Genomic DNA, 26,869 nt, shown 5'->3' on the forward strand with positions numbered 1-26,869 from the left:
CCGACGCTTGCGTCGGGTTTTTTTCGTTTCAGCGCAAAACAAAAGCTGACCTGCAAGATGTATCGACGAATAAGTGCAGCTTATCTATGTACCCAATATAGATCGTTTGTAAGAGGGTATAGGGGCTTATAGCATCGGATTCCAGAGGTTTTGACTTATTCGGAGGTTGCTATGAAGGTGCTGGTGGCGGTGAAGCGTGTCGTAGACGCCAACGTCAAAGTCCGTGTCAAAGCGGATGAATCTGACGTTGAGTTAAGCAACGTAAAAATGTCGATAAACCCCTTCTGCGAGATTGCTGTGGAGGCCGCACTTCAGTTGAAGGAAAGCGGGCAGGCCAGCGAAGTCATCGCCGTATCGGTGGGCCCTGATGCTTGTCAGGAGCAGTTGCGAACCGCACTGGCAATGGGCGCAGACAGAGCCGTGCTGATCAAGACGGGTAGCGATCTGGAGCCTCTTGCGGTTGCCAAGCTTCTCTACACCGTTACCCAGCGCGAAGAACCCGGCATTGTTCTCCTGGGTAAGCAATCCATCGATGGTGATAACAACCAGACCGGTCAAATGCTTTCCGCATTGATGGGCAGTGCTCAAGGCACCTTCGCTTCGCAAATCAACGTCGTCGGTGAGTGGGTCAATGTCATTCGCGAGGTCGACGGTGGACTGGAAACCAGAAGCTTGCGGTTGCCCGCAGTGATCACCGCTGACCTGCGCCTGAATGAGCCACGCTACGCCTCACTTCCCAACATCATGAAAGCGAAGAAAAAACCACTGGAGGTCATTGATGCCAGCGACCTCGGTGTCGATATCGCTCCTCGTTTGAAAGTCATCAAGGTCTCGGCGCCGCCTGAGCGTAAGGCAGGCATTCGTGTGAGTAGCGTTCAAGAACTGGTCGAGAAGCTGAAGAACGAAGCGGGGGTGATCTGATGGCTGTTTTATTGATTGCTGAGCACCACGAGGGGGCTCTTAAGTCGGGCACCTTGAACGCTCTTTCAGCGGCTGCGAGCCTTGGGGCCGACGTCGACGTTTTGGTAGCCGGTCAGCAAGCGGGCAGTGTCGCGGAGGCGTTGGCTGCGTTTGCAGGTGTGAGTTGCGTACTGATTTCAGATGCGCCTGAGTATGCCGATCAAGGTGTCGAGAATGTGGCCGCTCTGGTTACCGAGTTGGTGAAGACCTCGACCTATGGTCATGTCATTGCCGCCTCTACGGCGTACGGCAAAAATTTGCTTCCTCGTGTGGCTGCATTGCTGGATGTCGCCCAGGTCAGTGACGTTGTGGAAATCGTTTCCCCGAACACATTCGTTCGGCCGTACTACGCCGGTAATGCCCTGGCGACCGTTGAAAGCTCTGACGCAGTCAAGGTGCTGACCGTTCGCACCACAGCGTTTGCAGCTGCCGAAAGGACGGGGGAATTGGCGCCCATCAAGGCCATTTCCGTCTCTCACGACACCGGTCTTTCCAAATTCCTGAGTGCCGATTTCAGCGTCTCTGACCGCATCGAATTGACCTCGGCCAAAGTCGTCATTTCCGGCGGTCGCGGCATGGGCAGTGGCGAAAATTTCGCCCTGCTGGAAAAAGTCGCCGACAAGTTGGGTGCCGCGGTGGGTGCCTCTCGCGCAGCCGTCGATGCAGGTTTCGTCTCCAACGATATGCAGGTTGGCCAGACAGGCAAGATCGTGGCGCCTGACCTTTACATCGCTGTCGGTATCTCGGGTGCCATTCAACATTTGGCCGGCATGAAAGATTCCAAAATCATCGTCGCGATCAACAAGGACGAGGAGGCGCCAATTTTCCGTGTTGCTGACTACGGCCTGGTTGCCGATTTGTTCGAAGCCGTTCCGGCTCTTGAAGCTGCCCTGTCCTAAGGAGTCTGAAATGAGCGCCAAGCGTACCTATACATTCGCTTTCGATTGTCCAGACCGGGTGGGAATCATCACCCGCACGGCGGGTCTTTTCGCCAGTCATGGCGGTTGGGTTGAGGAGGCCTCGCAGTTCTCTGACGAAGAGAGCAATCGCTTCTTCAGTCGCATGGTTGTTCGCGCGGAGACCCTGCCATTTGACATCGAAGTGTTGAAGCGCAAAGTCGAACCGCTCGCACAAGAGATGTCGATGAACTGGCGTCTGGTCGACAGTGACCAGCGCAAGCGTGTGGTGTTGATGTGCAGCAAAGGCTCGCACTGCATGACCGATTTGCTGGACCGTTGGAAAACCGGTGATCTGGTCTGTGACATCGCCTGCGTGATTTCCAACCATGAGGATTTGCGCAGTCTGGTTGAGTGGTACGGCATTCCATTCGAATACGTACCGGTCGACAAAGACAACAAGGCTGCTGGGTTTGCCAAAACCGAACAACTGATCGATGAGTACCGCGCGGACTGCATCGTCCTTGCTCGTTATATGCAGATCCTGCCGCAGAACCTGTGTGAAAAATATCGCCATAAAGTCATCAACATCCACCATAGCTTCCTGCCCTCGTTCATCGGCGCAAAGCCGTATCACCAGGCATCCCGTCGAGGGGTAAAGCTGATCGGTGCGACCTGCCACTACGTGACCGAAGACCTCGACGAGGGGCCGATCATTGAGCAGGACGTCGCGCGCGTCAGCCACGAACAGTCTGTTGATGATCTTGTGCGGTTAGGCAAAGACGTCGAAAAAACCGTATTGGCCCGTGGGCTTCGAAACCATCTCGAAGATCGCGTGCTCGTGTACGGCAATAAAACCATCGTGTTCTAAGCACCCCCAATCGTCGAGCCAGTTGCCCTGCCTGGGGTGCTGGCCCTGGAGTTTAATATGAGCAATACCGTTCCGAGTTCGGCTCGTGTCGTCATCGTCGGTGGTGGGGTTATCGGGTGCAGCGTTGCATACCACCTGACCAAACTGGGCATCAAAGATGTCGTGCTGCTGGAGCGCAAGACGCTGACCTGCGGCACGACCTGGCATGCCGCCGGCTTGGTGCCGACCCTGCGCGCGACTTACAACATGAGCATGCTGGCGAAGTACAGCGCTGGTCTGTACGAGGGCCTCGAAGCAGAAACCGGTCAGGCCACTGGCTTCGTACGTAACGGTTCCTTGAGCGTCGCGACTCACCAGGAACGTTTCACCGAACTCAAGCGCGGCGCGTCGATGGCTAAGCTTTGTGGCTTTCCATGTGAAGTGGTCAACCCTGAGCAAGCGCTTGACCTGTGGCCACTGCTGAACATCGAAGACATCGTCGGCGGCGTGTATTTGCCGTTGGACGGTGTGGTCAACCCGGTTGACGTTACCCAGGCACTCGCCAAGGGCGCTCGAATGGGCGGCGCTAAAATCATTGAAAACACCCAAGTCCTGGATATCAAGATCAAGGATGGCAAGGCCGCAGGCGTAGTCACAGCTCAGGGCGATATCGACGCTGAGTTCGTGGTGAACTGCGCCGGTATGTGGGCGCGTAATTTCGGCAAGAAAGCTGGGGTCAACATTCCCCTCCACGCCGCAGAACACTACTACGTGGTCACGGAGCCGATGCCGGAAATCAACGGCATCATGCTGCCGACACTGCGTGACCTGGACTACTACAACTACTTCAAGACCGACGCCGGCAAACTGTTAATCGGCACCTTTGAGCCCAACGCCAAACCTTGGGGGCATGAAGGCATTCCTGATAGCTTCAGTTTTGATGAATTGCCACCTGATTTCGATCACTTGGAACCCTACCTGGAAGCGGCCATTCGCCGAATCCCTGCGCTGGAGAAGACCGGGCTGCAAGTGTTCTTCAACGGTCCTGAAAGCTTTACCCCCGATGACCGCTACCACTTGGGTGAGGCTCCTGAGCTGCGTAACTATTTTGTCGCCGCAGGCTTCAACTCGGTAGGCATCCAGTCAGCGGGTGGCGCCGGCAAGGTGCTGGCCGAATGGATTGCCAAAGGTCACGCCCCCATGGATCTGTGGGACGTCGACATCAAACGTAATTTGCCGTTCCAGGGTAACTCTCAGTACCTGTATGACCGCACCACGGAAGGTTTGGGCCTGTTGTATGCCATGCACTGGCCATTCCGTCAGTTCGAGTCCGCTCGCAACGCACGCAAAAGTATCCTCCATGACCGTTTGGTGGCCGCCAATGCCTGCTACGGCGAAGTGGTCGGCTGGGAGCGCGCGAATTTCTTCGCACCGCAGGGTCAGAAGCCGGAATACGGGTACAGCTGGGGTAAGCAAAACTGGTTCGAGTGGTCGGCAGCCGAACACAACGCGGTGCGCAAAACCGTCGGCCTGTTTGATCAAAGCTCCTTCGCCAAGATACTGGTCCAGGGCCGCGATGCGATGTCGGTGCTCAACCGGATTTGCAGCAACAACATTGATGTCGAGCCGGGCAAGATCGTCTACACCCAGTGGCTCAATGAGCGAGGTGGTATCGAGGCTGACCTGACCGTGACACGACTTGAGAAGGAGTCGTTCCTCATCGTCACCGGTCCATGGACGCAGACTCGCGAGCTGAACTGGCTGCGCCGCAACACGCCGGACGAGGCGAATGTTGTCTACACCGATGTCACCTCGTCGATGGCCGTGATCAGCGTGATGGGCCCTAACGCCCGCAATTTGCTGCAACCGCTGACCACCGACGACCTGTCCAACGAAGGCTTCCCGTTTGCCACGTCCAGGGAGATCGAACTCGGCTATGCCCGCGTGCGAGCGTCACGAATTACCTACGTGGGCGAGTTGGGCTGGGAACTGTACATCCCGACTGAATTTGCGCCGGACGTATTCGACCGAATCGTCGCGGCGGGTGAGCCGCACGGCTTGAAGTTGTGTGGTTATCACGCCCTGAACTCCCTGCGTATCGAGAAGGGCTATCGCCACTTCGGCCACGACGTGGTGGAGGAGGACACCCCGCTGGAAGCCGGGCTGTCGTTTGCCTCGGACTTCAACAAGGCCGGCGGTTTCATTGGCAAAGAGGCCTTGCTCAAGCAGAAAGCCGAAGGCGTGAAAAAACGCATGGTCTTGTTCAAGTTCCTCGATCCGGAAGCTACCAACTATCACGAAGAACCGATCTATCGGAACGGCGAAATCGTCGGGCGCACCACCTCTGGGATGTACGGCCACTACATCGGCGGCAACGTCGCCATGGGCTATGTCTGCAACGCCGAAGGTGCAACGGCTGACTGGGTGAAAGAAGGCAAGTACGAGATTGAGGTGGCGACGAAACGGTATGAGGTTGAGGCCAGCCTTCGTGCGTTCTATGACCCTGAAATGAACAAAATCAAGTGCTGACCCCCCTGGGCCAACCGTATTAGCGGCAGTCAGGCACGTTATAGAAACGTCATAACAACAAGTCGATTGAGTCGCGCAGTGCCCGGAGGTTCGACTCCGGGCCAGGCGCAAAAATCGCCGGAGACAACCATGAATGCAAAATGCATCGCCAGGTCCAAGTCGTCGCCAACCCCGTCGGGTGCGCAGCTTTGTGCCGCTCCATCACACCTTATCGATTCCGGGCTCGCCCTGAGCCTTTTCTGCCGAAAGATTCCTCTTGAGTTTGCCGCGTCGACCATCAGACACGGGCGTTCGTACGCCTGATTGATGGCTGTCCTGTGTCCACGCGAACAAGAGAAACCGTGTGAGCGCCGTTTAAGACGGCTTCGCACTTAGCTGATCAAAGAATTGCAGAAGGGTGTTCACATGCAAACAGAATCCTTTGTGAGTTTTCGCAATGTGCAGAAGAGCTACGACGGCGAAAACCTCGTGGTCAAAAACTTCAATCTGGATATTCAGCGCGGCGAATTCATCACCATGCTTGGGCCATCCGGCTCTGGAAAAACAACGTGCCTGATGATGTTGGCGGGTTTTGAAACCGTCACTCACGGGGAAATCTCCATCGACCGCCAGCCGGTTAACGATATTTCGCCACAGAAGCGCGGTATCGGCATGGTCTTCCAAAACTATGCATTGTTCCCGCACATGACTATCGCCGAGAACCTGGCCTTTCCGCTCAAGGTCCGCGGCCTGTCTTCAAGCGACATCCAGGGCAAAGTTAAGAAGTCCCTGGACATGGTCGCCATGGGGCCGCTGGGCAATCGCATGCCGGCACAACTGTCCGGCGGGCAGAAACAACGAGTGGCCCTGGCTCGGGCGCTGATTTTTGAACCTCGCCTGGTGCTCATGGACGAGCCGCTCGGCGCGCTCGACAAACAACTGCGTGAACAAATGCAGTACGAAATCAAGCGCCTTTCCAAGCAGCTGGGCATTACCGTTGTTTACGTGACCCACGATCAGACCGAGGCCCTCACCATGTCTGATCGCATTGCGGTGTTCAACGATGGTGTGGTTCAGCAACTGGCCAATCCGTCCGACCTGTACGAGAAACCCGAGACCGCCTTCGTTGCCAGCTTCATTGGTGAAAACAACCGGCTGACGGGGGAGGTCATCGAGCGCGACGGGGATTACTGCCAAGTGCAAGTCGGCAACCTTCGAGTGAAGGCCGTTGCGGCGAAATCCGCGAGTACCGCCCGTGGCACGAAAATCACCTTGTCGATTCGCCCAGAGCGCGTCTACCTCGATCCGGCCGACGGTCAATGTGACAACCGGCTACCGGCAAAAATTCAAGAGCTGATCTATCACGGGGACCACCTGCGTCTGCGGTTAAGCGTCGCGGACCAAGATGACTTCATCGTCAAAGTGGTGAACGGCGTCAACCAGTCGACGCCGACTCCCGGCGCCCTGGTGACCGTAGGGTGGCGTGCTGACGACTGTCGAGCGCTCAACACCGTTATCTAACTTTCGTCACCGCTCACACGGAGATCACTCCATGAATCGCCCTGTAATGTCGGAAGGGCCTGCGGATCGGCTGTTTGTGCAGCCGAAGGTTGGCCAGTCAATAAAGGAAAGCCTGGACAAGGCCGAGCGTCGGAACAAGTTCAAGTCCGTGCTACTGGTGTTGCCACTGCTTGCGTTTATCGCCGTCTTTTTTCTCGTGCCTATTGGCGACATGCTGATGCGCAGCGTGCAAAACGGCACGCTCGCCGACTACATGCCCAACAGTGCGGTCGAGTTGAAGCACTGGGAGCGGCAGTCGCTGCCTGAGGAGAAGACGTTTGCAGTCCTCGGCAACGATATTCTCGCGCTGCTCAAATCGCAGAACCTGGACCGGGTCGGGACTGACTTGAACCGCGTGCAAAGCGGCATGAAGCTGCTGTTGAACAAGACGGCGAGAGGCCTGGAAAAACAGAGTCAAGTTGGGATCACCGAATTCAAGCCGCTGATGATCAGCATCGACAAACGCTGGGGTGAAACCGCAACGTGGTCGCAGCTCAAGGTGATGGCGCCCTCGATTTCCGCGGTGCATTACCTGGCGGCGCTGGATCGTCAATACGACGATAACGGCGACATCGTCCAGCAGCCCGAAAGCCGGCAGATCTATGTCGACAACCTGCTGAAGACGCTGGCGGTCAGTGTCGCGATCACCTTCATCTGCTTTCTGCTGGGCTATCCGCTGGCGTACTTCCTGGCCAGCTTGCCGGACCGCTTCAGCAACTTGCTGATGATCCTCGTGCTACTGCCGTTCTGGACATCGCTGCTGGTCCGGACCAGCGCCTGGATCGTGATTCTCCAGTCAAACGGCGTTTTCAACGATGTCCTTCGCAGTCTCGGCATCATCAATCAGCCGCTTGATCTGATGTACAACCTGTACGGCACGATCATCGCCATGACGCATATTCTGCTGCCGTTCATGGTGCTGCCGCTTTATAGCGTGATGCGCGGTGTCGACCAGACCTACATCCGTGCCGCGCACTCCATGGGCGCCAGCTCCATGCGTACCTTTTTCAAGATCTACTTTCCGCTTTCCCTGCCGGGCGTCAGTGCAGGGGGGATTCTGGTCTTCATTCTCGCGGTTGGTTACTACATCACGCCTGCACTTGTGGGTGGCCGAACCGGCCAGATGATCAGCAACTTCATCGCTTATCACATGCAGACGTCCTTGAACTGGGGGCTGGCTTCGGCGATCGCCAGCCTGCTTCTGGTTGTAGTGCTGCTGATGTACTGGGTCTACGACCGATTCGTAGGCATTACCAATATGAAGTTGGGGTGAGCCATGAGCCTTCCAAATTACATCGGACCTTTCGAACGCTGCTGGTTTTTCACCGTGCGCGGATTTGCCCTGCTCGTGCTGCTGTTTCTGGTGGTGCCGATTCTGGTAATCATCCCTTTGTCCTTTAACGTCGAGCCGTATTTCAGCTTCACGTCGGACATGCTTCATCTGAAGCCGGAGGCATTTTCCCTACGCTGGTATCACCAACTGATCAATGACCCGCTTTGGGTTCTGTCAATCAAGAACAGTTTCTTGGTGGCGTGTGGTGCAACTGTGATCGCTACCGCGCTCGGTACGCTTGCATCCATTGGGCTGAGCCGCTCTGACTTGCCTTACAAGCGCCTGCTCACCGGCATTCTGATTTCGCCGATGATCGTCCCAGTGATTATTTCAGCCGCTGGCATGTACTTCTTTTACAGCAAGTTGGGGATTGGCCAGAGCCTGCTCGCGCTGATCCTATCGCACGCTGTGCTGGGTACGCCTTTCGTGATTCTGACCGTCACCGCAACGCTCGTGGGGTTCGATCATTCACTGACCCGCGCAGCCGCAAGCATGGGGGCATCGGCGACCTACACGTTTTTCAACGTGACGTTTCCCCTCATTCGCCCCGGCATCATTTCAGGCGGGCTGTTCGCATTCATCACTTCGTTCGATGAGGCCGTGATCGTTCAGTTTTTGGGCGGGGTCGAGCAGCGCACCATCCCTCGTCAGATGTGGTCCGGAATGCGTGAGCAGATCAGTCCCACGATTCTTGCTGCTGCAACGTTGCTGATCATTTTGTCTGTCCTGCTGTTGCTGTCTATCGAAGTCCTGCGCCGTCGTTCGCTCCGCGTTCGTGGAATCACTAATTGATCTGAGATCTAGGGAAGCAGTTATGAAAAAGATGTTGATATGCGCGGTAACAAGCCTCGCGTGTGTGTCTGCGATGGCGCAAGAGAATCTGACGATTGTCACGTACGGTGGCTCATTGGCAGCTGCCCAGACCAAGGCCGCGATAAAGCCATTCAGCGAGAAAACCGGGGTGAAAACCACGCTAGAGGATTACTCCGGCGGCATCGCTCAGCTCAAGGCTCAAGTCGATACCAAAAACGTCACCTGGGACGTCGTCGACATGGAATTACCGGATGCCGTTCGGGCTTGCAATGCGGGGCTGTTCGAACGTATCAACCCGAGCAAGGACCTGGAAGCTGGAACGGGCGGCGCCCCGGTTGACGTGGACTTCATCTCCGGCGCCGTCACCGACTGCGCGGTGGCAAACATCATTTGGTCGACGGCGGTCGCTTACAACGTCAACGCGTTCAAAGGTGAGCAGCCCGCAACGCTGAAGGATTTCTTCGACCTGAACAAATTCCCTGGCAAGCGTGGGTTGCGTAAGGCGCCTCAGGGCACGTTGGAGTGGGCACTGCTGGCCGATGGGGTGCCTCGTAATGAAGTGTATTCCACTCTGGAAACTGAGGCGGGTATCGAGCGGGCTTTCGCCAAACTCGACTCGATCAAGAGTCAGGTGATCTGGTGGGAAGCGGGTGCCCAGCCGCCGCAATTGCTTGCGGACGGCCAGGTCGTAATGACCTCGGCATGGAATGGACGTATCTGGACGGCCCAGACCCAAGAGAAGCAACCGTTCAAGATTATCTGGGACGGTCAGCTGTACGACATGGATGTGTGGGCTGTGCCGGCCGGCAGCAAGAACAAAGCGCGGGCCATGGAGTTCCTCAAGTTCGCCACGAGCACCCCAGTGCTGGCTGAGCAAAGCAAATACATCGCCTATGGCCCGACGCGTAAATCGTCGCAAGCCCTGGTCAGCGAGGAGATGAAACCGCATCTGCCGACCTCCCCGGAAAACTTCAAGACAGCATTACAAATGAATGCCGAGTGGTGGGGTGACCATGCCGACGAACTCAATGAACGCTTCAATGCCTGGCTGACAAAGTAAACCTTTGCCTTTACAGCCTTCTCAGGAGTCCAGCGCCATGTCGACTTTGATTTACCTCGGGCTAGGGAGTAACCAGGACCGAGATCATCATTTGGGGCTGGCGTTGGAGTTCCTGGCCGCATTGCTAGTGGATGTTCAGTGCTCCCCGGTCTATTCCTCCGCGGCTGCCGGCTGCGTGGGCGACGATTTTTTTAACGTGGTTTTGTCCGGGCGCACTGATCTATCACTGGGCCAGTTGAGTGATGTTCTAAAGCGTTTTGAGGCCAGGTACGCGCGCGTGCTGGCTCCTCGAATCGTCTTGCCGGTGGATATCGATATTTTGCTGTACGGAGATTTCGTGGGGGCTTACGCGCATAGGGTGCTGCCAAGGTCGGATCTCATCGATAGACCTTACGTGATGATGCCGCTTGCTGTGCTCGCTCCGGAGGGAGTGCATCCCGTCACCGGTAAAACCTATAAAACGACTTGGCTTGAGTTCGAGCGGTATATGCCTGCCGAGGAAAAACCGGTCCTTGTTGCCAGCGACGGGCTGATCACACACAAGGTGGCGAAAACGGCTTGGACGGATGATTTTGTGATGGCGCAAACGCTTAAATCGCTGCGTCTTCGACAAGGTCTTACACAGCGCAAACTCGCCGAAAAAGCCCGAGTGACTCATAGCTCCATATCGGTGATTGAGAAAAATCAAGCAAGCCCTGGGGTTAATACGCTCGACAAGATCCTGTCCGCGCTATCGACGTCATTGCCTGAGTTTTTTGCAGAGATTGAGCGAGGAGGTGCAGAAGTTAACCGCGAGAAGAGAGTCCTGGAGTTCTAAACCAATAGGTAATGAGTGGTTTGTATTCATTAATTCTGAGGTCGAGACAATGAAAATGGTACCCCGACTGACAATGGCTGATGCTCAGCACATCATGCAAGCTTGCCTTGCCAAAGCCAAAGAACTTGCCGTTGATATGGATATCGCCATTACAGATGATGCCGGTCATCTGATCATGTTCCAGCGTATGGACAACGCGCGTATCACCAGTATCGATATCGCCATCAGTAAGTCCTTCACCGCCTCTGCCGCCCGCAAATCAACGCGAGCCTATGGCGAAATCAGTGTGCCGGGTAAACCGGCTTTCGGCATCAACACCAGCAACCAGGGGCGCTTTTCCATTGTCGCTGGGGGGCTGCCGCTCTTCATGCAGGAGTTCATCGTTGGCGGCGTAGGGTGCAGCTCAGGTACTCCCGATCAAGATGAGATTGTGGCGCAAGCCGGCGTTAATGCGTTTGCGGCTTACCTCAACTGATTGCATTAAAGATTCCCAAGTTTTTCATCCGGCGCGTTGACGTTCGCTGTTGGAAGCGTTTCTTCGCGCTTGATTTCCTGAACCAAACAAAAGTAAAAGTTGAAGGAGAGATAAACGATGTTCAGCCAGCAAGACAAAATCCAGGGCTACGACGACGAACTGCTGAATGCGATCGACGCTGAGGAACTCCGTCAGGAGCAGCATATCGAGCTGATAGCCTCGGAAAACTACACCAGTCAGCGGGTGATGGAAGCCCAAGGCAGTGGGCTGACCAACAAGTATGATGAAGGTTATCCAGGCAAGCGTTACTACGGCGGCTGCGAGCACGTCGATAAGGTCGAGCAGTTGGCGATCGACAGGGCTAAAGAACTCTTTGGCGCTGATTATGCCAACGTTCAACCGCACTCCGGCAGCCAGGCTAACGCCGCTGTTTACCTTGCACTGCTACAGGCGGGTGACACCGTACTGGGGATGAGCCTGGCCCACGGTGGGCATTTGACCCATGGTGCCAAAGTCAGTTTTTCCGGAAAGCTCTACAACTCGGTGCAGTACGGGATCGATACCGTGACGGGGTTGATCGATTACGACGAAGTCGAGCGGCTGGCGGTGGAGCATCAGCCGGAGATGATCATCGCCGGTTTTTCCGCTTACTCGAAAACCCTGGATTTCCCGCGCTTTCGCGCCATCGCTGACAAGATCGGCGCTTACCTGTTCGTCGATATGGCCCACGTGGCCGGATTGGTTGCGGCAGGTCTGTATCCAAATCCGCTTCCCTATGCGCATGTGGTCACGACCACCACTCACAAGACGCTACGTGGTCCCCGTGGTGGTTTGATTCTCGCCAAAGCTAACGAAGACCTTGAGAGAAAACTCAACGCAGCGGTCTTTCCAGGCGGACAGGGTGGCCCGTTGATGCATGTGATCGCCGCGAAGGCCGTCTGCTTCAAGGAAGCGTTGGAGCCTGGATTCAAAACGTACCAACAGCAGGTGATCAAAAACGCCAAGGCGATGGCGAGCGTGTTTATCCAGCGCGGTTATGACGTGGTCTCGGGTGGGACCGACAACCATCTGTTTCTGGTGAGCCTGATCCGCCAACGCCTGACGGGTAAGGATGCCGACGCCGCTTTGGGCCGGGCACACATCACGGTCAACAAAAATGCCGTGCCGAACGACCCACAATCGCCGTTCGTGACCTCCGGCCTGCGCATCGGAACACCTGCGGTGACTACACGTGGATTCCAGGAGCCGGAGTGCAGCGCCCTTGCCAGCTGGATCTGCGACATCCTCGACAAACTCGGTGACGCCGAAGTAGAGACCCGTATCGCTGCGCGGGTTTCAGAATTGTGCGAGCGTTTCCCGGTCTACAAAGCCTGATCATCCACCAGCATTCGCTGCGGAGTTGAGTATGTCGCTGAGTGTTTTTGATCTGTTCAAGGTTGGCATCGGTCCTTCCAGTTCGCACACCGTCGGGCCGATGCGCGCAGCCGTGCGCTTCGCTGAGGGGCTGAGGGACCAAGGCTTGCTGGAGCAAGTGGAGAGTGTTCGGGCAGAACTGTACGGTTCTCTCGGCGCCACAGGAAAAGGGCACGGAAGCGACAAAGCCATACTGCTGGGGCTGGAAGGGGAGTACCCGGATACAGTCGATACCACGGCAGTAGAAGCAAGGTTGGCGGTGATTCGCGGTTCCGGAACCTTGAAGCTTTTGGGGGGGAAGTCCATTCGCTTTGTCGAGAAAGAGCACTTGGCGATGATCCGCAAGCCTTTGCCCTATCATCCCAACGGAATGATCCTGCGTGCATTCGACAGCGCTGGCTTACAGATTTGTAGCCGTGAGTACTACTCGGTGGGCGGCGGGTTTGTGGTGGATGAAGAAGCGATAGGGCTTGATCGTATTGTCGAAGATCGAACGCCACTTCGTTATCCTTTCTTGACTGGACGGGAGCTGCTTGAGCAGTGCTCACGTAATGGTCTCTCGGTCAGCCAGTTGATGGCCGAGAACGAGAAGGCGTGGCGTAGTCCGGAGCAAACCCGTGAAGGTCTGCTGCATATTTGGCAAGTGATGCAGGATTGCGTGCTTGCTGGTTGCCGCAACGAAGGCATCATGCCTGGCGGGCTGAAGGTTAAACGTCGTGCCGCGGCGTTGTACCGTCAGCTCAGTGGCAGTCCTGAGGCCAACTTAAGGGACAGCCTTTCAGTACTCGACTGGGTCAACCTTTACGCCCTGGCGGTTAATGAAGAAAACGCCAGTGGGGGCCGTGTAGTGACGGCACCCACCAACGGCGCTGCCGGTATCGTCCCGGCGGTTCTTCACTATTACCGCAGGTTTGTACCCGGGGCGGATGAGGAAGGGGTGCAGCGTTTCCTGCTCACCGCCGCTGCAATCGGAATTCTTTACAAGGAAAACGCGTCGATCTCTGGCGCAGAAGTCGGTTGCCAAGGTGAAGTGGGGGTGGCCTGTTCGATGGCGGCTGGAGCGCTGTGTGAGGTCCTCGGCGGAACGGTGCAACAGGTAGAGAATGCGGCTGAAATTGGCATGGAGCACAACCTCGGCCTGACCTGCGATCCCATCGGTGGCCTCGTTCAGGTGCCCTGCATTGAGCGAAATGCCATGGGTTCGGTGAAGGCCATCAACGCCGCGCGCCTTGCTTTGCGTGGTGATGGGCAACATTTCGTCTCGCTCGACAAGGTGATCCGCACCATGCGTCAAACGGGAGCGGACATGAAAAGCAAGTACAAGGAAACCGCGCGAGGCGGTCTGGCGGTGAACATTATCGAATGCTGAATTAGGCGGTACTCGGGGGCAGAGTGATCTGCCCTATGATTAGGATCATGTCGTTTTAACTAAGGCATCTCATTACTTCTTAACTGCGCTGGAACCGTTTCCAACGTACACCGCGCCTCCAGTGCTATTAGACAATTTGAAAGGCGGTGTTTTGATGGGCATGATGGCGAGGAATCGTCATTAATAAAATGATGAGCATGCAAGGTGTTCTCATGGCTCCGGTGGCGTTGGCCCTGGATCTGTGCCGTCACTCCCATCTCAGCGTTCAGTTGTTCGAAGCGGCGTCAGCCTTTGGCGAAGTGGGTGCCGGTGTCTCCTACGGTGCCAACGCCGTTCGTGCCATCGCCGGTCTGGGTATTGCCGAACCCTACCGGCAGATCGCCGACCGCATGCTTGATCCCTGGCAGGATATTTGGTTCGAATGGCGCCGCGGCGAGGATGCCGGCTACCTCGGCGCAAGCCTGGCCGAAGGGGTAGGGCAGTCTTCGGTGCACCGTGCGGATTTTTTCGACGCTCTGGCCAGCCAGTTGCCAGAGGGAATCGCCCAATTCGGCAAGCGTGCAGTTAGCGTGGTACAGGATGCCGAGGCCAGCCCCTTGCGGCGCCGCGCTTCAGCGGTACTTGCGCTTACCGCGGGATGATCGACAGCCAACAGTTGCGCGCTGCCTACCGTGCTCGGGGTGTCGATGAACACCTTGTCGACGTCCCGCAGATGTATCTGGGGCTCGATGCACACATCCTCACATTCCCGGTTAAGCAAGGCCGGCTGATCAACGTAGTGGCCTTTATTTCCGATCGCAGTCGCCCTGATCCATCCTGGCCGAGCGATTCCCATGGGTTCGTAATGCCAGCCAGGAAGAAATGCTTGCCGCCTTCGCCGACTGGGGCGATGCCGCGCGGGTGCTGCTCGATTGCATTCCGTCACCGACCCTTCGGGCATTGCATGAACTCGAAGAGTTGCCGGGCTACGTGCACGGCCGCGTAGGGCTGATCGGAGATGCGGCCCACGCCATGTTGCCGCACCAGGGCGCTGGCGCAGGGCAGGGGCTGGAAGACGCCTGGCTTTTGGCCCGACTGTTGGCCGATCCACAGGTTTTGGCGAGCCGGCCGCAAGCGGTGCTCGAGGTCTATGACGCTATCCGTCGTCCACGTGCCTGTCGTGTGCAACGCACGTCTTGGGAAGCCGGCCAGTGTTCCGGAACACACTTAAGCGGCTGCGCATAACGGCGTTTTCGTTCAATCGGTTCCCACAGCAAGGCCCACTTCGGTGGGCTTTTTGCTGCCCGTGACGACACTACGCTTTACAAGCAGATCCATATCTCGCCCGGCTACACCCACGATCCGTTTACTCATGTTGATCAAGATGGCAATCCGACCTACCCCTGGCACCGCTATTGGTCCGACTCGGATGCGATCTGGCTGGCGATAGAATTCCATCCACTTTGATCAGGGCGTAACTCCATGGCGCCGCAAAAAAATATGCTGACCTTCAATACGACAGCCGCCAAGCACTGCAACTTCATCATGCAGATGGACACTGCGCGCAGTGCAGGATTTAACTCGGTCGAATTGACCAGTGGACCGGTACGGGCTTACCTGGAAGCCGGGTACAGCCAAAGGGAGCTCAAGGAGTCGTTGGATGGTTTGCACGTTCAGGGTATAGGAGCGCTATTTGACATCGAGCGCACGGGGGCGCAGGGGCGAGAAATGATGGACCAAGCCGAAAAATTGTACGAGCTCGCGTCCACAGTTGGCGCAAAAGGCGTGCAGTTAGTCACGGGCCCTTTAGATTACCGCGCCGTGGTTGAGTATCGACGTGATGGTCGCACTTCACGTTACAGCGGCTTGTTAGGCTGCACCGATGAGGAGCAGATCGCACAGACTGCAATCAATTTGCAGCGCCTGGCGGTTCGAGCTCAAGAGGCTGGTCTCATCGTTTACGTGGAAGCCTTGTCCTGGACCCCAGTGTCGACACTTGAGCAACAGGTCCGAACTCTGGATCGGGCCGATCGAGACAACCTCAAAATTGTGATCGATTACTGGCACTGTTACACGAGCGGTGCCAACCCAGATGACCTCGCCAAAATCGACAAACGCCATATTTACGGGGTTCATGTATGCGATTCGTTGCCATTTACCGGAGGAGTACCTGATGAAACAGCGCTACGTGACGTGATCACTGGGTGCGGAATACTTGATCTGAAGGCATGGACGCAGGCAGTGAAAGCTACTGGATACGAGGGGTGGTGGTGCAGCGAAACATTCTGTCGTGCGCAACATCAGAATAATGGTTACGTGGTGGCCAAACAGCTTTATAGCCAGCTGAATGCGCTGGTTAATGGTTGAGGCTGGTAGGTATCCGAGGTGAACTAGGTGCGGACCTTAGCCCTCCATTTCAGACTCAAGTGAACAAAATTTAAATCTTAGTGAAAAGTCATGCCGGTTGGGTGCGCGTCCTTACTTAAGGTCCGCAAAGGTTAGCCAATTCGCCGGTCGTGTACGGCCAAGCGCTGCATCAGTTGTCCGAGTTATCGCCAAACATAATCGCGAGACTATCCAGGTACATGGTGCAGAGGCCGTTAGGTCATTCAGTTTGCGTACTCAAGTGCAGACCAAGCCAGTTTTTTACACAAGCGGTTCCAGCCGCGAGGTGAAGACTGGTCAATCAACTGTTCGCTTGCTGCACGTCTCCCCCGAAAAACTACAGCATGCCGGTACGAAGGTAGGTCTAGCCCTTTCTGCCTTGTTCTATTTAGGCAAAGAAGGTGTGAATGGTCGTTGCCGCTATCAAAGCCAAGCTAACCGCCTCCGAATTCAAGCAACTTGTAGCCAGCTAAATGCCGGCATGGATGCAGGCAAAGGGCCTAACTCAGGCCCTTTGAAACGCGGGCTTTTACCGTCGGGCACTCAAAGCTGGAGGCGGTAAATGACTTGGGTTGCATTGCCGAGATCGCGGTGACATTCAAAACCGGGAAAGCGCGCCAGCTTGCCTGAGCGTCCATCAGTAAAGATGTTATTTGATTTTCCAGTACTTCTGCATTTCGACGAATAGAAATGACGCGGTCCAGGAGATCAGCACCAGACCTGTCAGCGCTTGCAGTCCGGTCAGGTACTTGAGGTCGCCAATGGGCGAGATATCGCCGAAACCGATGGTCGTATAGGTGGTAAAGGAAAAGTACACGCAGTCCATGAATGAGCCATCGAAGCTGCCCTGCAAACTGCCCCACTGGCCAGCGCGGATCATTAGGTAATAGGCCAGCGCAAAACACCAGACTTCGACTGCATGGGCCACCAGTGCCCCGAATACCCCCACAACCATTCTGAATCGGCTCCAGGCTTTCAGCTTGGGCAGCCATTCATTCAGGCGCATCAAGCATTCGTAATGAATGATCACCGCGATCACCACCACCAGCGTATTGATTAACGTAATCGAAAGCATAGGGCGCCTCGAACGTCCAGGAACTATTGTGGCGGGGCCGGCGCGCGCTGCCAGCATGGGCCGCGTAGCCAGGTTGCCTAAACAATAGACGCTATGGCGCCAGTCATGAGCCCGACAGTACGTTGCGTGTACCGGTCTTTATGATCTACATCAACGACAAGGTGATGGGATAGGCAATGCGTTTTTATGACGTCCACTGAGTCGGGATTGCGCCATGAAGTTCACTGCTACACCGCTCCAGGATCCGTTACCAATCTTGCCGTCTTCATCGGCCAACATCGCTATTGCTGAGTAATCATCAGCCGTGGCCCGGCGGTTGCCGGTTGAGGGACATGAGTGCCCGCATTGATCGCTCTTCTTTATGGTCTGGGCTCGAGAGTGAACGATTCAGGTGAACAACGATTCGTTGCAGTGATATGCAGAGTCGTTCGGCCGCCTTGAGCAAACTGGGCCCGGCACCTGGGTACTAATTAAGTTTTTAGATGTGCTGCCAATCGATCCGTTTGATGTATATCAAACGGGCCCATCGCCATGATTCACTCGGCATCCACGCAATTACTTTGTGTGCTCGAGTATTAAGTAGCAGCCCAACCTTGAAGGAAGACGGTGAGATCTCCGATTAATGCCACTGACGCTTTATTTCCTGCCACTGGATGTCTGACAGCCACTTATTTGCCACCGGAAAGAAAATGTTCTCCTCAGCATCCATATGATCGTAGTATTTCTTGATGAAATCATCGATGGCGTCAGCGATTACTCTCGTCTCCTGAGTTGAGTCCTTCAACATCTTGAGCTGTCCAGCAATGCGCTCAAATGCCTGATGATCTCGCTCGATATCCTTGACCCGTTGGTGGATCGGTGCCTCAGTCGCTAGCAAGGCCCGCCGAATAAGCTCTTCATTTTCATGGTGGTGTCGCTCTGCATCACCATGCAAGGCTTCCAGCACCTTAAACAACAGCTTGCAGTCATCGGCACCAGCGGATTCATGCCTCACCTTCCCCAGCAATCCTTTGATCTGAGTAATTTTGATAGCCACCTCATGATGATAGGCGAGCAGTTCTTTCAACAAGACGTTCATATAAAATCCTCACTACTACATCAAATCATCACAGAAAAACTATTATTAACCACCCACCTATTAAGAATAGCCACACCTATCAATTCCCATAACTTCTAATACTTCCACCTAAAAGCACTCACTAGCGCGTATTTAACTTTTTAGTATAGTCGGGCGCAAAATTCTCGCTCCAAGAAATTTGCCACCCTTGGATAAATTTGAAATATCAAGTGAGTGTTCAAATGCGCTATTTGATCTACTTAAGGAGACCAGCACACGGCAAAGGCAGCGTGCTGTACCGGGTCAAGCGCTAGATAGAATACGAACGAATTCATCCTTACTCGGTCAGTTTGTGGGCATCGAGCGCTGTAACCCATTCTTCGTTGGTGGGCTCGACCACCACCTTGACTCGGCTGGCCGGGGTCGAGATCACGGTGGCATTGGCCTGGTTGGCGGTTTCGTCTAGTTCGATGCCCAGATACTGCAGGCCCGAGCACATTCTGGAGCGAATCGCCGCGTTGTGTTCGCCAATACCTGCCGTGAACACCAGCATGTCCAGGCCACCCAGGGCCGCGACAAGGGCACCGGCTTCGTGGATGAAGCGGCGCAGGTACAACGCAAGGGCCATGGCCGCACGCGGCTCGGCTGCTTCGACTTCGAGCAATACGCGCGGGTCACTGGAAATGCCGGAAACCCCAAGCAGCCCTGACTCGTGATACAGGATGCGGCTGACCTGCTCCAGGCTCAGTTTCCAGATTTCCATCAGGAAAATCACCGCGCCAGGGTCCATCGCCCCGCAGCGGGTGCCCATCATCAAGCCATCCAGCGCTGAGAAACCCATGGTGGTGGCGGCGCTTTTCAAATCCCGCATGCCGCACAGGCTGGCGCCGCTGCCCAGGTGCGCGACCAGTGTCCGGCCACGAGCCTGATCGCCATAACGTTCTGCCAGGGCAATGGATTGGTAGCAATAGGAAAGTCCGTGAAACCCATAACGACGCAGGCCGTTTTCCCAGGCCGACCAGGGCAGCGGCAGGATTTTCTCCACGTCCGGCAGGGTCTGGTGGAATGCGGTATCAAAACACACCACTTGTGGCAGGTCGGGACGGGTTTGTAGCAGGGTTTCGATGGCTTCCAGGGCGAAGGGCTGATGCAGCGGGGCTAGGGGTATGTAGCTTTTAAGGTCGGCCAGCACCTGCGCGTCGATCAACATCGGTTTTGAATATTTCATCCCTCCATGCACGACGCGGTGGGCGATGGCCCTGATCGAGTGGCCGCCCAGCTGAGTTCGCAGCCGCTCACGAATATGCCCAAGGGCATCGTGATAGGGCTGCTTTTCATCGAGGGCCAGTGGCTGATCGTCGCCGCCGTTTTCGCTGACCACCGGGTTTGGCCCCGTGATGCCGTCGACCTTGCCGCGCCACAGTGGTGTGCGAGCCAAAGGGCTGCAGGTCGCATTGAACAGGGCGAACTTGATGCTCGACGACCCCGCATTGAGGACCAGAATCACTTCACCGTTATCCGTGTCGTTCATGGCGGTGTTACTCGATAGTGATGGGCGACCAGCGCGGCGATGGCACAGGACGCGATGCGCGCTTCCCGGGAGTCGGCGCGGCTGGTCAGGACAATCGGCACCCTGGCGCCGAGCACGATACCGGCGCTGGAGGCACCGCCCAGGTATTCCAGTTGCTTGACGAGCATATTGCCGCTTTCCAGATCGGGCACGACGAGAATATCGGCGTTTCCAGACACCGGTGAGTGAATGCCCTTGATACGCGCCGCTGCCAGGGAGATGGCATTGTCGAACGCCAGCGGCCCGTCAAGCACCGCGCCAGTAATTTGGCCGCGATCGGCCATCTTGCACAGCGCTGCTGCATCGAGGGTGGCGGGCATGTTGGCGTTCACCGTTTCCACTGCAGCGAGGATCGCCACATGAGGATTGCTCACGCCGAGGATATGCGCCAGATCGATGGCGTTGCGCACGATGTCCACTTTGTCGACCAGGGCCGGCACGATGTTGATCGCTGCATCGGTGATGATGAAAGGGCGGGGATAAAAAGGCGTCTGCATCACGAAGCAGTGGGTGATCCGCCGCTTGGTGCGCAGTTGCGCCGCCGTCGGCACTACGGCGGACATCAATTCGTCGGTGTGCAGGCTGCCTTTCATCAAGGCTTCGACCAGACCATCACGAGCCATTTGTGCGCCGCGCAGGGCGGCGGCGTGGCTGTGGGGCACATCTTCGATGGTGAGACCGCAAAGGTCGTGATTGCCCTTGGCCGCCAACGCTTCGAGTTTGGCTCTTGGACCAATCAGGATCGGATCGATCAACCTTGCATCGCGGGCATCGAGGGCAGCCTCGAAACTCACTTCGTCGCAAGGGTGCACCACCGCAACGCGGATCGGTTCCAGCGTCTGGCAGGCTTGCAACAAGCGATTCAAACCGTCGGCGGTGTGGCGCAGTTCTATGCCCGGCAGGCTGACCCGATGCACATCGATATGTTCGCTGGCAGCGTGTACCAGGGATTCACCTTCCAGCACCACCACACCTTCCTGATTGGTGCCGGTGCAGGCCAACGTGAGCAGATGCCGTGCTTCGTCGCGAGCGGTGACAATCACCGAGACCGTCAGGGTGTCGCCGATTCGTACCGGGGCGAGGAACTTGAGGGTTTGCCCCAGGGACACCGAACCGGGCCCCGGTAGCTGCGTGCCGATCAACGCCGAAATCAACGTGCCCCCCCACATGCCATGGGCGAAAACAGTGTTGAAGTGTGTGGTGGCGGCGAACTCCGGATCGACGTACAGCGGGTTGACATCGCCGGAGACCAGCGCAAACAGCTGAATGTCCTGAGCCGTCAGGGTGCGTTTCAGAGAGGCCGACTCGCCGATGACGATCTCCTCGAAGGAGCGGTTATGTATTCGTTCCAGATCGTTGATGGGCGTGGAGCTCGTCATGGGTTTGATCCTGAATACGGGGTTTGGGCAGGGCAGGGTAGGGCGCGAATGCGGTGGAGCGAACACTGATTCTCAATTTCTACGTGAATGACCTGCCGGGAATTGATTTAGATCAGAAGAATGACGACTAGCTTAATGGACACTGGTGAGATCCACTTAAGGATTCATAACGCAAACGGCACTTTTCAATATTGGAGGTTCTGGCAGGCGCCAGAATGAAAAAGTCAGGCTCTGATTAATCGTCTGGCCGAAACGGATACGCTACTTCTGCTTATGCAGGTATTGCTGTATTGCATCAACCTCAAGCTTGTTTGGCGTCGCACTGTTGTCAGATTTGAAGCTGGCACCCTTCCAGTGCGGCATTGGCGCCTTTAGAGGCTTTCCATGGTCATCAATACCGTTCAATACGGCCCGCTCAAATACCTTTGACTTCCACTCGCTGGCATCTCCAGCCAATTTAGGTGCTGACCCCCCAATGCCTTGAGGCCCATGGCAGACGATACAGTTCTCTTGGTAAAGCGCCTCCCCATCTGGGGAGGAGGCAATAGTCGATGAGCAAAAGAATAGGGTCATCATTGCAAAAAACGCATGCTTCATTTCCGGCTCCTTAGCACGCGAATAGCTGCGTGGGTCACAAAGAAGGGGAATGCCTTTCACGGCGCGAGCCCTTGAGTTGCTATTGGGTGAAAGAGTAGCAGGTCGAATAGGCGGGGATGGCATAAGGCAGAACGAATAGCCAGATACGGAGCCAGAATCGGGCATCTAACAAATAGGATAAAACCTCAGCGGTGCCGTCTCTAGAACAGGCAATGGTTTGCGAGGAATCAGACTGGGTCAGTGACATCTCGGCAACTAGGTCAATCGGCGTCGGCGCCAACACCTGGAGGTCTGCAAGTGCGTTAGCTGCAAACCTCGAAAGAGGTCATGCAGCTGCGGCACCTATGCAATGTTGGGCGAGCATCGCGAAGCGATTCGACCCGATTATCAACAACCTCAGCTTGATCTGCGTCAGCTTAAAGCGGGTAGTGTTTCGGGTAGGGCAATTGTGCAACGCCCGTGTCTATAGCTGCCTTGGCCACTGCGTCGGCTATTGCTCCGAGCAGGCGAGCATCGAGGGCTTTGGGGAGGATGTAGTCGCGCCCGAACTCAAGCTTATCAACATTGAACGCTTGCAAGACTTCCACGGGAGTCGGCTCTTTGGCCAATTGGCGTAGAGCCTCCACCGCTGCGATTTTCATCGCTTCATTGATCTGTGTTGCCCGGACATCCAGGGTCCCGCGGAAAATGAACGGAAAGCCTAAAACGTTATTGACCTGGTTTGGATAGTCGGAGCGACCGGTCGCCATGATCAGGTCATCGCGTGTCGCCATGGCTAGTTCGTAGCTGATTTCAGGATCTGGGTTTGAGCAGGCAAACACGATTGGATTAGGGGCCATTACTGCCAGTGCTTCCGCCGACAGGAGATTGGCTCCAGACAAACCGACAAACACATCGGCACCGCGCATGGCGTCCATCAGTGTGCGAGGGCCACCGTCGTTAGCAAACTGTACTTTGTATTGATTAAGGTCTTCTCGGGCGGAGTGGATCACACCGACGCGGTCGACCATATACAGATTGCTTTTTTGAGCGCCGAGACTGAGCAGCAAGCGCATGCATGCGGTCGCTGCGGCACCGGCACCGAGGCAAACAATCCTCGCGCTCCCAAGGGTTTTGCCCTGAATCTCCAGCGCATTCAGCATGCCGGCGGCCGTGACGATGGCGGTACCGTGCTGGTCGTCATGGAAGACCGGGATGCTGCATTGCTTGATCAGTGCTTCTTCGATTTCGAAGCACTCGGGGGCTTTGATGTCTTCCAGGTTGATGCCACCAAAGGTGTCGGCAATACGCACGACCGTATCGATAAAGGCTTGTGAGCTCTCGGCGTTGACTTCGATATCGATCGAGTCGACACCCGCGAAACGCTTGAACAAAAGCGCCTTGCCTTCCATGACCGGCTTACTGGCTAACGGGCCCAGATTGCCCAGACCCAGGATGGCGGTGCCATTGGTGATCACCGCGACAAGATTGCCCTTACCGGTGAAGCGATAAACGCTCTCTGGATTTTTCGCAATCTCGCGGACAGGTTCGGCTACTCCAGGGCTGTAGGCCAGTGCGAGTTGAGCGGCAGTGTCGGCTGGCTTGGTCAGCGCAATGCCGATTTTTCCGGGTGTCGGGAATTCGTGGTAATCCAGTGCAGCCTGCTTGAAGTCGGTAGTCATGCGATCCCCATTAATTAGACATTGATTACAATGATATGCTAACACTATTATAATGCGGTGCAACCGGCTCCTGAACTCCAGGGCAGGTTCCGAGTTGTTTGCTTGAACCACTACTGACGAAGGGGTTTGTCAGCTAGCCATCCAGCTCTATTGACCCTGAGACGTCAGGGCGGGCCTGTTTTTCTTGGTCAATAGAACACCTCCTATGCTTGAACCCGTCTTAGGCCACCTTGTGTGGCCATTTTTTTTGCGCGTTCGAAATCATGGGTGTGGGGGCGGGGGGAGCGTCATCAGGCCGTCGTTGACCCAGTGAACTATCGACAGTTCCAACCAGACGCTGTACAGCAGTGCAACATAGCTACGAGCGAATCAGTGACTTGGGTTGGAAGTGGTGGGGTGTATGGGTGGGTAGACATGCGGCGCTTCGATTCTTTCCTTAAGCGTGGCTGCGTAGTCCCTGGCGCCTCGTTCGTTGCGAAACTCCACTCGCCGGCTACCGAAACAAACAGACCAAAGCTCCTCGCTTTGGCTGGTCAGATACTCAACCTTTACGGACATGATCAAACTCCATGGCAGGAACAATCAGAAGTGAACTTCAGCAGACTTGATGCCAATAATCCGAAGCTCATGGATCAAGTCATCCAAATGCCCAAATGACTCAATTTCCTCGTTGTCATTGACCAGAAAGTAACTTCTTCCCGCCTCCTTTTTGAAAAGGATAATCCACTCGTTCGTGTTGGCCGGGTTGGCTATCACATGGGTGTCGAAGTGAATGCCTTCACCGTGTTTGGTTTTGACGTCTTCGCGTTTCATGCGGGTCTCCGAGCGTGTTTTTTAGCTCTTACAGCACCGGATCTACAGCGTTCCCGATGCCTTACCGAGGGTAGGCCATTTGCTTTACTATTATCACTCCATGTGAATATTATGCACATGCCACCAGAGAGAGGCTAGTCATGATTGCGATACGAGAAGCTTGGAAAGCGGGCCTGTTAGGGCGCGAGCACTGGCTTCGGAATCTCGTCTCTGGGGTCATTGTGGGCGTTGTGGCACTGCCCTTGGCCATGGCGTTCGCGATCGCATCAGGCGTCAAACCTGAGCAAGGAATTTACACCGCCATTGTCGGTGGTCTTTTGGTTTCGCTCTTCGGAGGGAGCCGTCTTCAGATAGCTGGCCCGACAGGGGCATTCATCGTCATTTTGTCGGGTGTGACCGCTAAATACGGCGTTGATGGCTTGCAGATAGCGACGATGATGGCTGGGACAATTTTGTTGTTGCTCGGTATCACTAAGCTTGGGGCCATCATCAAGTTCATTCCCGACCCCGTGATTGTCGGCTTCACTGCCGGTATTGGTGTGATCATTTGGGTGGGGCAATGGAAAGACTTTTTCGGCTTGCCGAAAATCAGTGGTGAACATTTCCATCAGCGACTTTGGCATTTGGTCCAGGCGCTCCCCGGTTTTCATGTCCCGACGACACTATTAGCGCTGTTGAGTCTGGTGCTGGTAATCACGGCCCCCAAAATACCTGGCGTAAAACGCGTGCCAGGCCCCTTGATCGCCATGGCCGTTGTGACGGCCATACAGTCTTATTTTCAGTTCGGCGGCGTTGCGACGATTGGGAGTGCTTTTGGGGGGATACCTCAAGGACTGCCTGCGATTGGCCTTCCTGACATAACAATGCCGCAGGTGATTGAGTTGATTGGTCCGGCGTTCGCGATCGCGATGCTGGGGGCCATCGAGTCATTACTGTCTGCGGTTGTCGCCGATGGTATGGCGGGTACCAAACATGACTCCAATCAGGAGTTAATTGGCCAAGGCATCGCCAACCTGGTCACTCCCTTGTTTGGTGGCTTTGCTGCGACAGGCGCCATTGCTCGGACAGCTACCAATATCCGCAATGGTGGGACTGGTCCGATCGCGGGTCTTGCACACGCGTTCACATTGATCCTGTTGATCTTTTTCCTGGCGCCGTTAGCCTCGGATATTCCACTGTGTGCGTTGGCTGCGATCTTGTTTGTGGTGGCTTATAACATGAGCGAGTTGAAGCACTTCAAGCGCATGGTCAAGCGAGCCCCCAACGCTGACGTCGCCATACTTCTAATCACCTTCAGCCTGACCATTTTCAGCGATTTAGCGATCGCGGTGAACATTGGTGTCATTCTCGCCATGCTGCAATTCATGCGTCGGATGGCCTCTTCTGTCGAGGTGCAGCGGATGGTCGATAAAGAGCTTGAGGTTGAGTTGCGGATCAATGGGCATGTTCGTCTGCCGCCTGGCGTTTTGGTTTATACCATTGAGGGGCCGCTCTTCTTTGGCGCAGCAGAAACCTTTGAGCGCGTTCTGGCTCAAACGCACACGGATCCAGGTACATTGATTATTCGTCTGAAGCGAGTTCCGTTCATGGATATAACGGGCTTACAAACACTGCTCGAAGTCATTGAGCAGTTACGTAAGCGCAGCATTGTCGTAAAGCTGTGTGAGGCCAACGAGAAAGTCCTTGGCAAGCTCGGTAAGGCGGGGATTCTCCAGGCACTCGGTTCAGAGCATTATCATGCTGACTTCAGTTCTGCACTGGGCAGTTATGTCAGGACCGACAACTTGCCAGGCTAGCTGACTCCCATCGTGTCAGCTCATTGGCGATTGCATCACTTACCATTGGCCGCAATTCTGCTTTTGGTTGAGGTCGAGTAGGTCACGCCATGCGTATCCAAGTAGTCTCGAATAAGCTGACGGACGACCTGTGAAGGGGTTAGGTCCTGGGACGCACAGAGCTCCTCAAGGGCTTTTTTCTTGACGGGATCTATGAGCACAGTCAGTCGTGCAGTCTTGTTTTCCATAGTATTACCGGTACCCTAAATCGATCGATGATAATCAAATTGTAATGGCGGTGGCTTTGTTTGTCACCGATTAGGTTCGTTAGTGCTAGCTGGATGCACTGTGGTACGAGGGTGATGACCTCCCTACCAGGAATGGGTAATAGAACGGATAAATAGACGGGTAGTGAAGGGGGCAGCTAATGATGGCTTCTCTCGAATCAATCGCTGCCTTACCTATTGCTGCGTTGATTTCTATTGCAGGCATGCCGACGCTGTATGAAGTCACATTGAGGCGGC

23 protein-coding genes and 1 pseudogene are annotated in these 26,869 nt (G+C 55.6%); 16 read left to right on the forward strand and 8 right to left on the reverse strand.

The window, feature by feature from the left end; all coding sequences use genetic code 11:
* Window positions 1-171 precede the first annotated feature (171 nt).
* The 15 genes and pseudogenes from ACN1C3_RS11720 (at window position 172) to ACN1C3_RS11790 (ending at window position 16,980) form a co-directional block, all read left to right on the forward strand.
* Window positions 172-921, forward strand: coding sequence for an electron transfer flavoprotein subunit beta/FixA family protein (locus tag ACN1C3_RS11720; RefSeq protein WP_419115968.1), 750 nt, complete (start codon window positions 172-174; stop codon window positions 919-921).
* Entirely contained in the window at window positions 921-1,859 is a 939-nt protein-coding gene (locus tag ACN1C3_RS11725) for an electron transfer flavoprotein subunit alpha/FixB family protein (RefSeq protein WP_419115969.1), read from the forward strand. Before ACN1C3_RS11720 ends, ACN1C3_RS11725 begins: the two co-directional genes overlap by 1 nt.
* 10 nt (window positions 1,860-1,869) lie before the next feature.
* Window positions 1,870-2,727, forward strand: coding sequence for a formyltetrahydrofolate deformylase (gene purU, locus ACN1C3_RS11730; RefSeq protein ID WP_046035443.1), 858 nt, complete (start codon window positions 1,870-1,872; stop codon window positions 2,725-2,727).
* A gap of 57 nt (window positions 2,728-2,784) precedes the next feature.
* The gene (locus ACN1C3_RS11735) at window positions 2,785-5,235 is read left to right on the forward strand and encodes a GcvT family protein (protein ID WP_154976024.1); all 2,451 of its coding nucleotides are present in this window, start codon (window positions 2,785-2,787) and stop codon (window positions 5,233-5,235) included.
* A gap of 405 nt (window positions 5,236-5,640) precedes the next feature.
* Entirely contained in the window at window positions 5,641-6,735 is a 1,095-nt protein-coding gene (locus tag ACN1C3_RS11740) for an ABC transporter ATP-binding protein (protein WP_419115970.1), read from the forward strand.
* 31 nt (window positions 6,736-6,766) lie between these two features.
* Window positions 6,767-8,047, forward strand: a complete 1,281-nt coding sequence (locus tag ACN1C3_RS11745; protein WP_419115971.1) for an ABC transporter permease — start codon at window positions 6,767-6,769, stop codon at window positions 8,045-8,047.
* Window positions 8,048-8,050: 3 nt separating this feature from the next.
* Complete coding sequence (locus tag ACN1C3_RS11750) at window positions 8,051-8,899, forward strand: ABC transporter permease (protein WP_419115972.1); 849 nt, start codon at window positions 8,051-8,053, stop codon at window positions 8,897-8,899.
* Between the two features lie 22 nt (window positions 8,900-8,921).
* Window positions 8,922-9,980 carry an ABC transporter substrate-binding protein gene (locus ACN1C3_RS11755; protein ID WP_060614001.1) on the forward strand — a complete coding sequence of 353 codons (1,059 nt, stop codon included), beginning with the start codon at window positions 8,922-8,924 and terminating at the stop codon, window positions 9,978-9,980.
* Between the two features lie 37 nt (window positions 9,981-10,017).
* The gene (gene folK, locus ACN1C3_RS11760; protein WP_419115973.1) at window positions 10,018-10,797 is read left to right on the forward strand and encodes a 2-amino-4-hydroxy-6-hydroxymethyldihydropteridine diphosphokinase; all 780 of its coding nucleotides are present in this window, start codon (window positions 10,018-10,020) and stop codon (window positions 10,795-10,797) included.
* A 73-nt stretch (window positions 10,798-10,870) separates the two neighbouring features.
* Window positions 10,871-11,272, forward strand: a complete 402-nt coding sequence (locus ACN1C3_RS11765; protein WP_419115974.1) for a GlcG/HbpS family heme-binding protein — start codon at window positions 10,871-10,873, stop codon at window positions 11,270-11,272.
* Window positions 11,273-11,389: 117 nt separating this feature from the next.
* Window positions 11,390-12,646, forward strand: coding sequence for a serine hydroxymethyltransferase (gene glyA / locus ACN1C3_RS11770; protein WP_419115975.1), 1,257 nt, complete (start codon window positions 11,390-11,392; stop codon window positions 12,644-12,646).
* A 31-nt stretch (window positions 12,647-12,677) separates the two neighbouring features.
* A complete protein-coding gene (locus ACN1C3_RS11775; protein ID WP_419115976.1) occupies window positions 12,678-14,054 on the forward strand; it encodes an L-serine ammonia-lyase in 1,377 nt (458 codons plus the stop codon).
* Window positions 14,055-14,242: 188 nt separating this feature from the next.
* Window positions 14,243-15,245, forward strand: a pseudogene (locus tag ACN1C3_RS11780) (FAD-dependent monooxygenase); the annotation flags it as partial.
* A gap of 270 nt (window positions 15,246-15,515) precedes the next feature.
* Entirely contained in the window at window positions 15,516-16,400 is an 885-nt protein-coding gene (locus ACN1C3_RS11785; RefSeq protein WP_419115977.1) for a sugar phosphate isomerase/epimerase family protein, read from the forward strand.
* 46 nt (window positions 16,401-16,446) lie between these two features.
* Entirely contained in the window at window positions 16,447-16,980 is a 534-nt protein-coding gene (locus ACN1C3_RS11790) for a DUF6088 family protein (protein WP_419116099.1), read from the forward strand.
* An 87-nt stretch (window positions 16,981-17,067) separates the two neighbouring features.
* On the opposite strand, the gene ACN1C3_RS11795 is transcribed toward ACN1C3_RS11790, so the two are convergent.
* The 7 genes from ACN1C3_RS11795 to ACN1C3_RS11825 form a co-directional block, all read right to left on the reverse strand.
* Complete coding sequence (locus ACN1C3_RS11795; protein ID WP_419115978.1) at window positions 17,068-17,493, reverse strand: potassium channel family protein; 426 nt, start codon at window positions 17,491-17,493, stop codon at window positions 17,068-17,070.
* Window positions 17,494-18,112: 619 nt separating this feature from the next.
* On the reverse strand, window positions 18,113-18,571 hold the full coding sequence (locus ACN1C3_RS11800) for a hemerythrin domain-containing protein (protein ID WP_419115979.1): 459 nt from the start codon (window positions 18,569-18,571) through the stop codon (window positions 18,113-18,115).
* A gap of 316 nt (window positions 18,572-18,887) precedes the next feature.
* On the reverse strand, window positions 18,888-20,081 hold the full coding sequence (locus tag ACN1C3_RS11805) for an acetate/propionate family kinase (protein ID WP_419115980.1): 1,194 nt from the start codon (window positions 20,079-20,081) through the stop codon (window positions 18,888-18,890).
* A complete protein-coding gene (locus ACN1C3_RS11810) occupies window positions 20,078-21,499 on the reverse strand; it encodes a bifunctional enoyl-CoA hydratase/phosphate acetyltransferase (RefSeq protein ID WP_419115981.1) in 1,422 nt (473 codons plus the stop codon). Before ACN1C3_RS11810 ends, ACN1C3_RS11805 begins: the two co-directional genes overlap by 4 nt.
* Window positions 21,500-21,760: 261 nt before the next feature.
* Window positions 21,761-22,096, reverse strand: a complete 336-nt coding sequence (locus ACN1C3_RS11815) for a c-type cytochrome (RefSeq protein ID WP_419115982.1) — start codon at window positions 22,094-22,096, stop codon at window positions 21,761-21,763.
* Between the two features lie 416 nt (window positions 22,097-22,512).
* Window positions 22,513-23,757 carry a malic enzyme-like NAD(P)-binding protein gene (locus ACN1C3_RS11820; RefSeq protein ID WP_419115983.1) on the reverse strand — a complete coding sequence of 415 codons (1,245 nt, stop codon included), beginning with the start codon at window positions 23,755-23,757 and terminating at the stop codon, window positions 22,513-22,515.
* A 582-nt stretch (window positions 23,758-24,339) separates the two neighbouring features.
* Window positions 24,340-24,570 (reverse strand): hypothetical protein, encoded by a 231-nt coding sequence (locus ACN1C3_RS11825; protein ID WP_419115984.1) that lies wholly within the window; start codon window positions 24,568-24,570, stop codon window positions 24,340-24,342.
* A gap of 140 nt (window positions 24,571-24,710) precedes the next feature.
* On the opposite strand from ACN1C3_RS11825, the gene ACN1C3_RS11830 reads away from it, so the two are divergent.
* On the forward strand, window positions 24,711-26,366 hold the full coding sequence (locus ACN1C3_RS11830; protein ID WP_419115985.1) for a SulP family inorganic anion transporter: 1,656 nt from the start codon (window positions 24,711-24,713) through the stop codon (window positions 26,364-26,366).
* Window positions 26,367-26,401: 35 nt separating this feature from the next.
* On the opposite strand, the gene ACN1C3_RS11835 is transcribed toward ACN1C3_RS11830, so the two are convergent.
* Window positions 26,402-26,593: a ribbon-helix-helix protein, CopG family gene (locus tag ACN1C3_RS11835; protein WP_419115986.1), complete on the reverse strand. Its 192-nt coding sequence runs from the start codon at window positions 26,591-26,593 to the stop codon at window positions 26,402-26,404.
* Between the last annotated feature and the right edge of the window lie 276 nt (window positions 26,594-26,869).

The organism is Pseudomonas sp. H11T01 (assembly GCF_048515765.1).
GTDB lineage: Bacteria > Pseudomonadota > Gammaproteobacteria > Pseudomonadales > Pseudomonadaceae > Aquipseudomonas.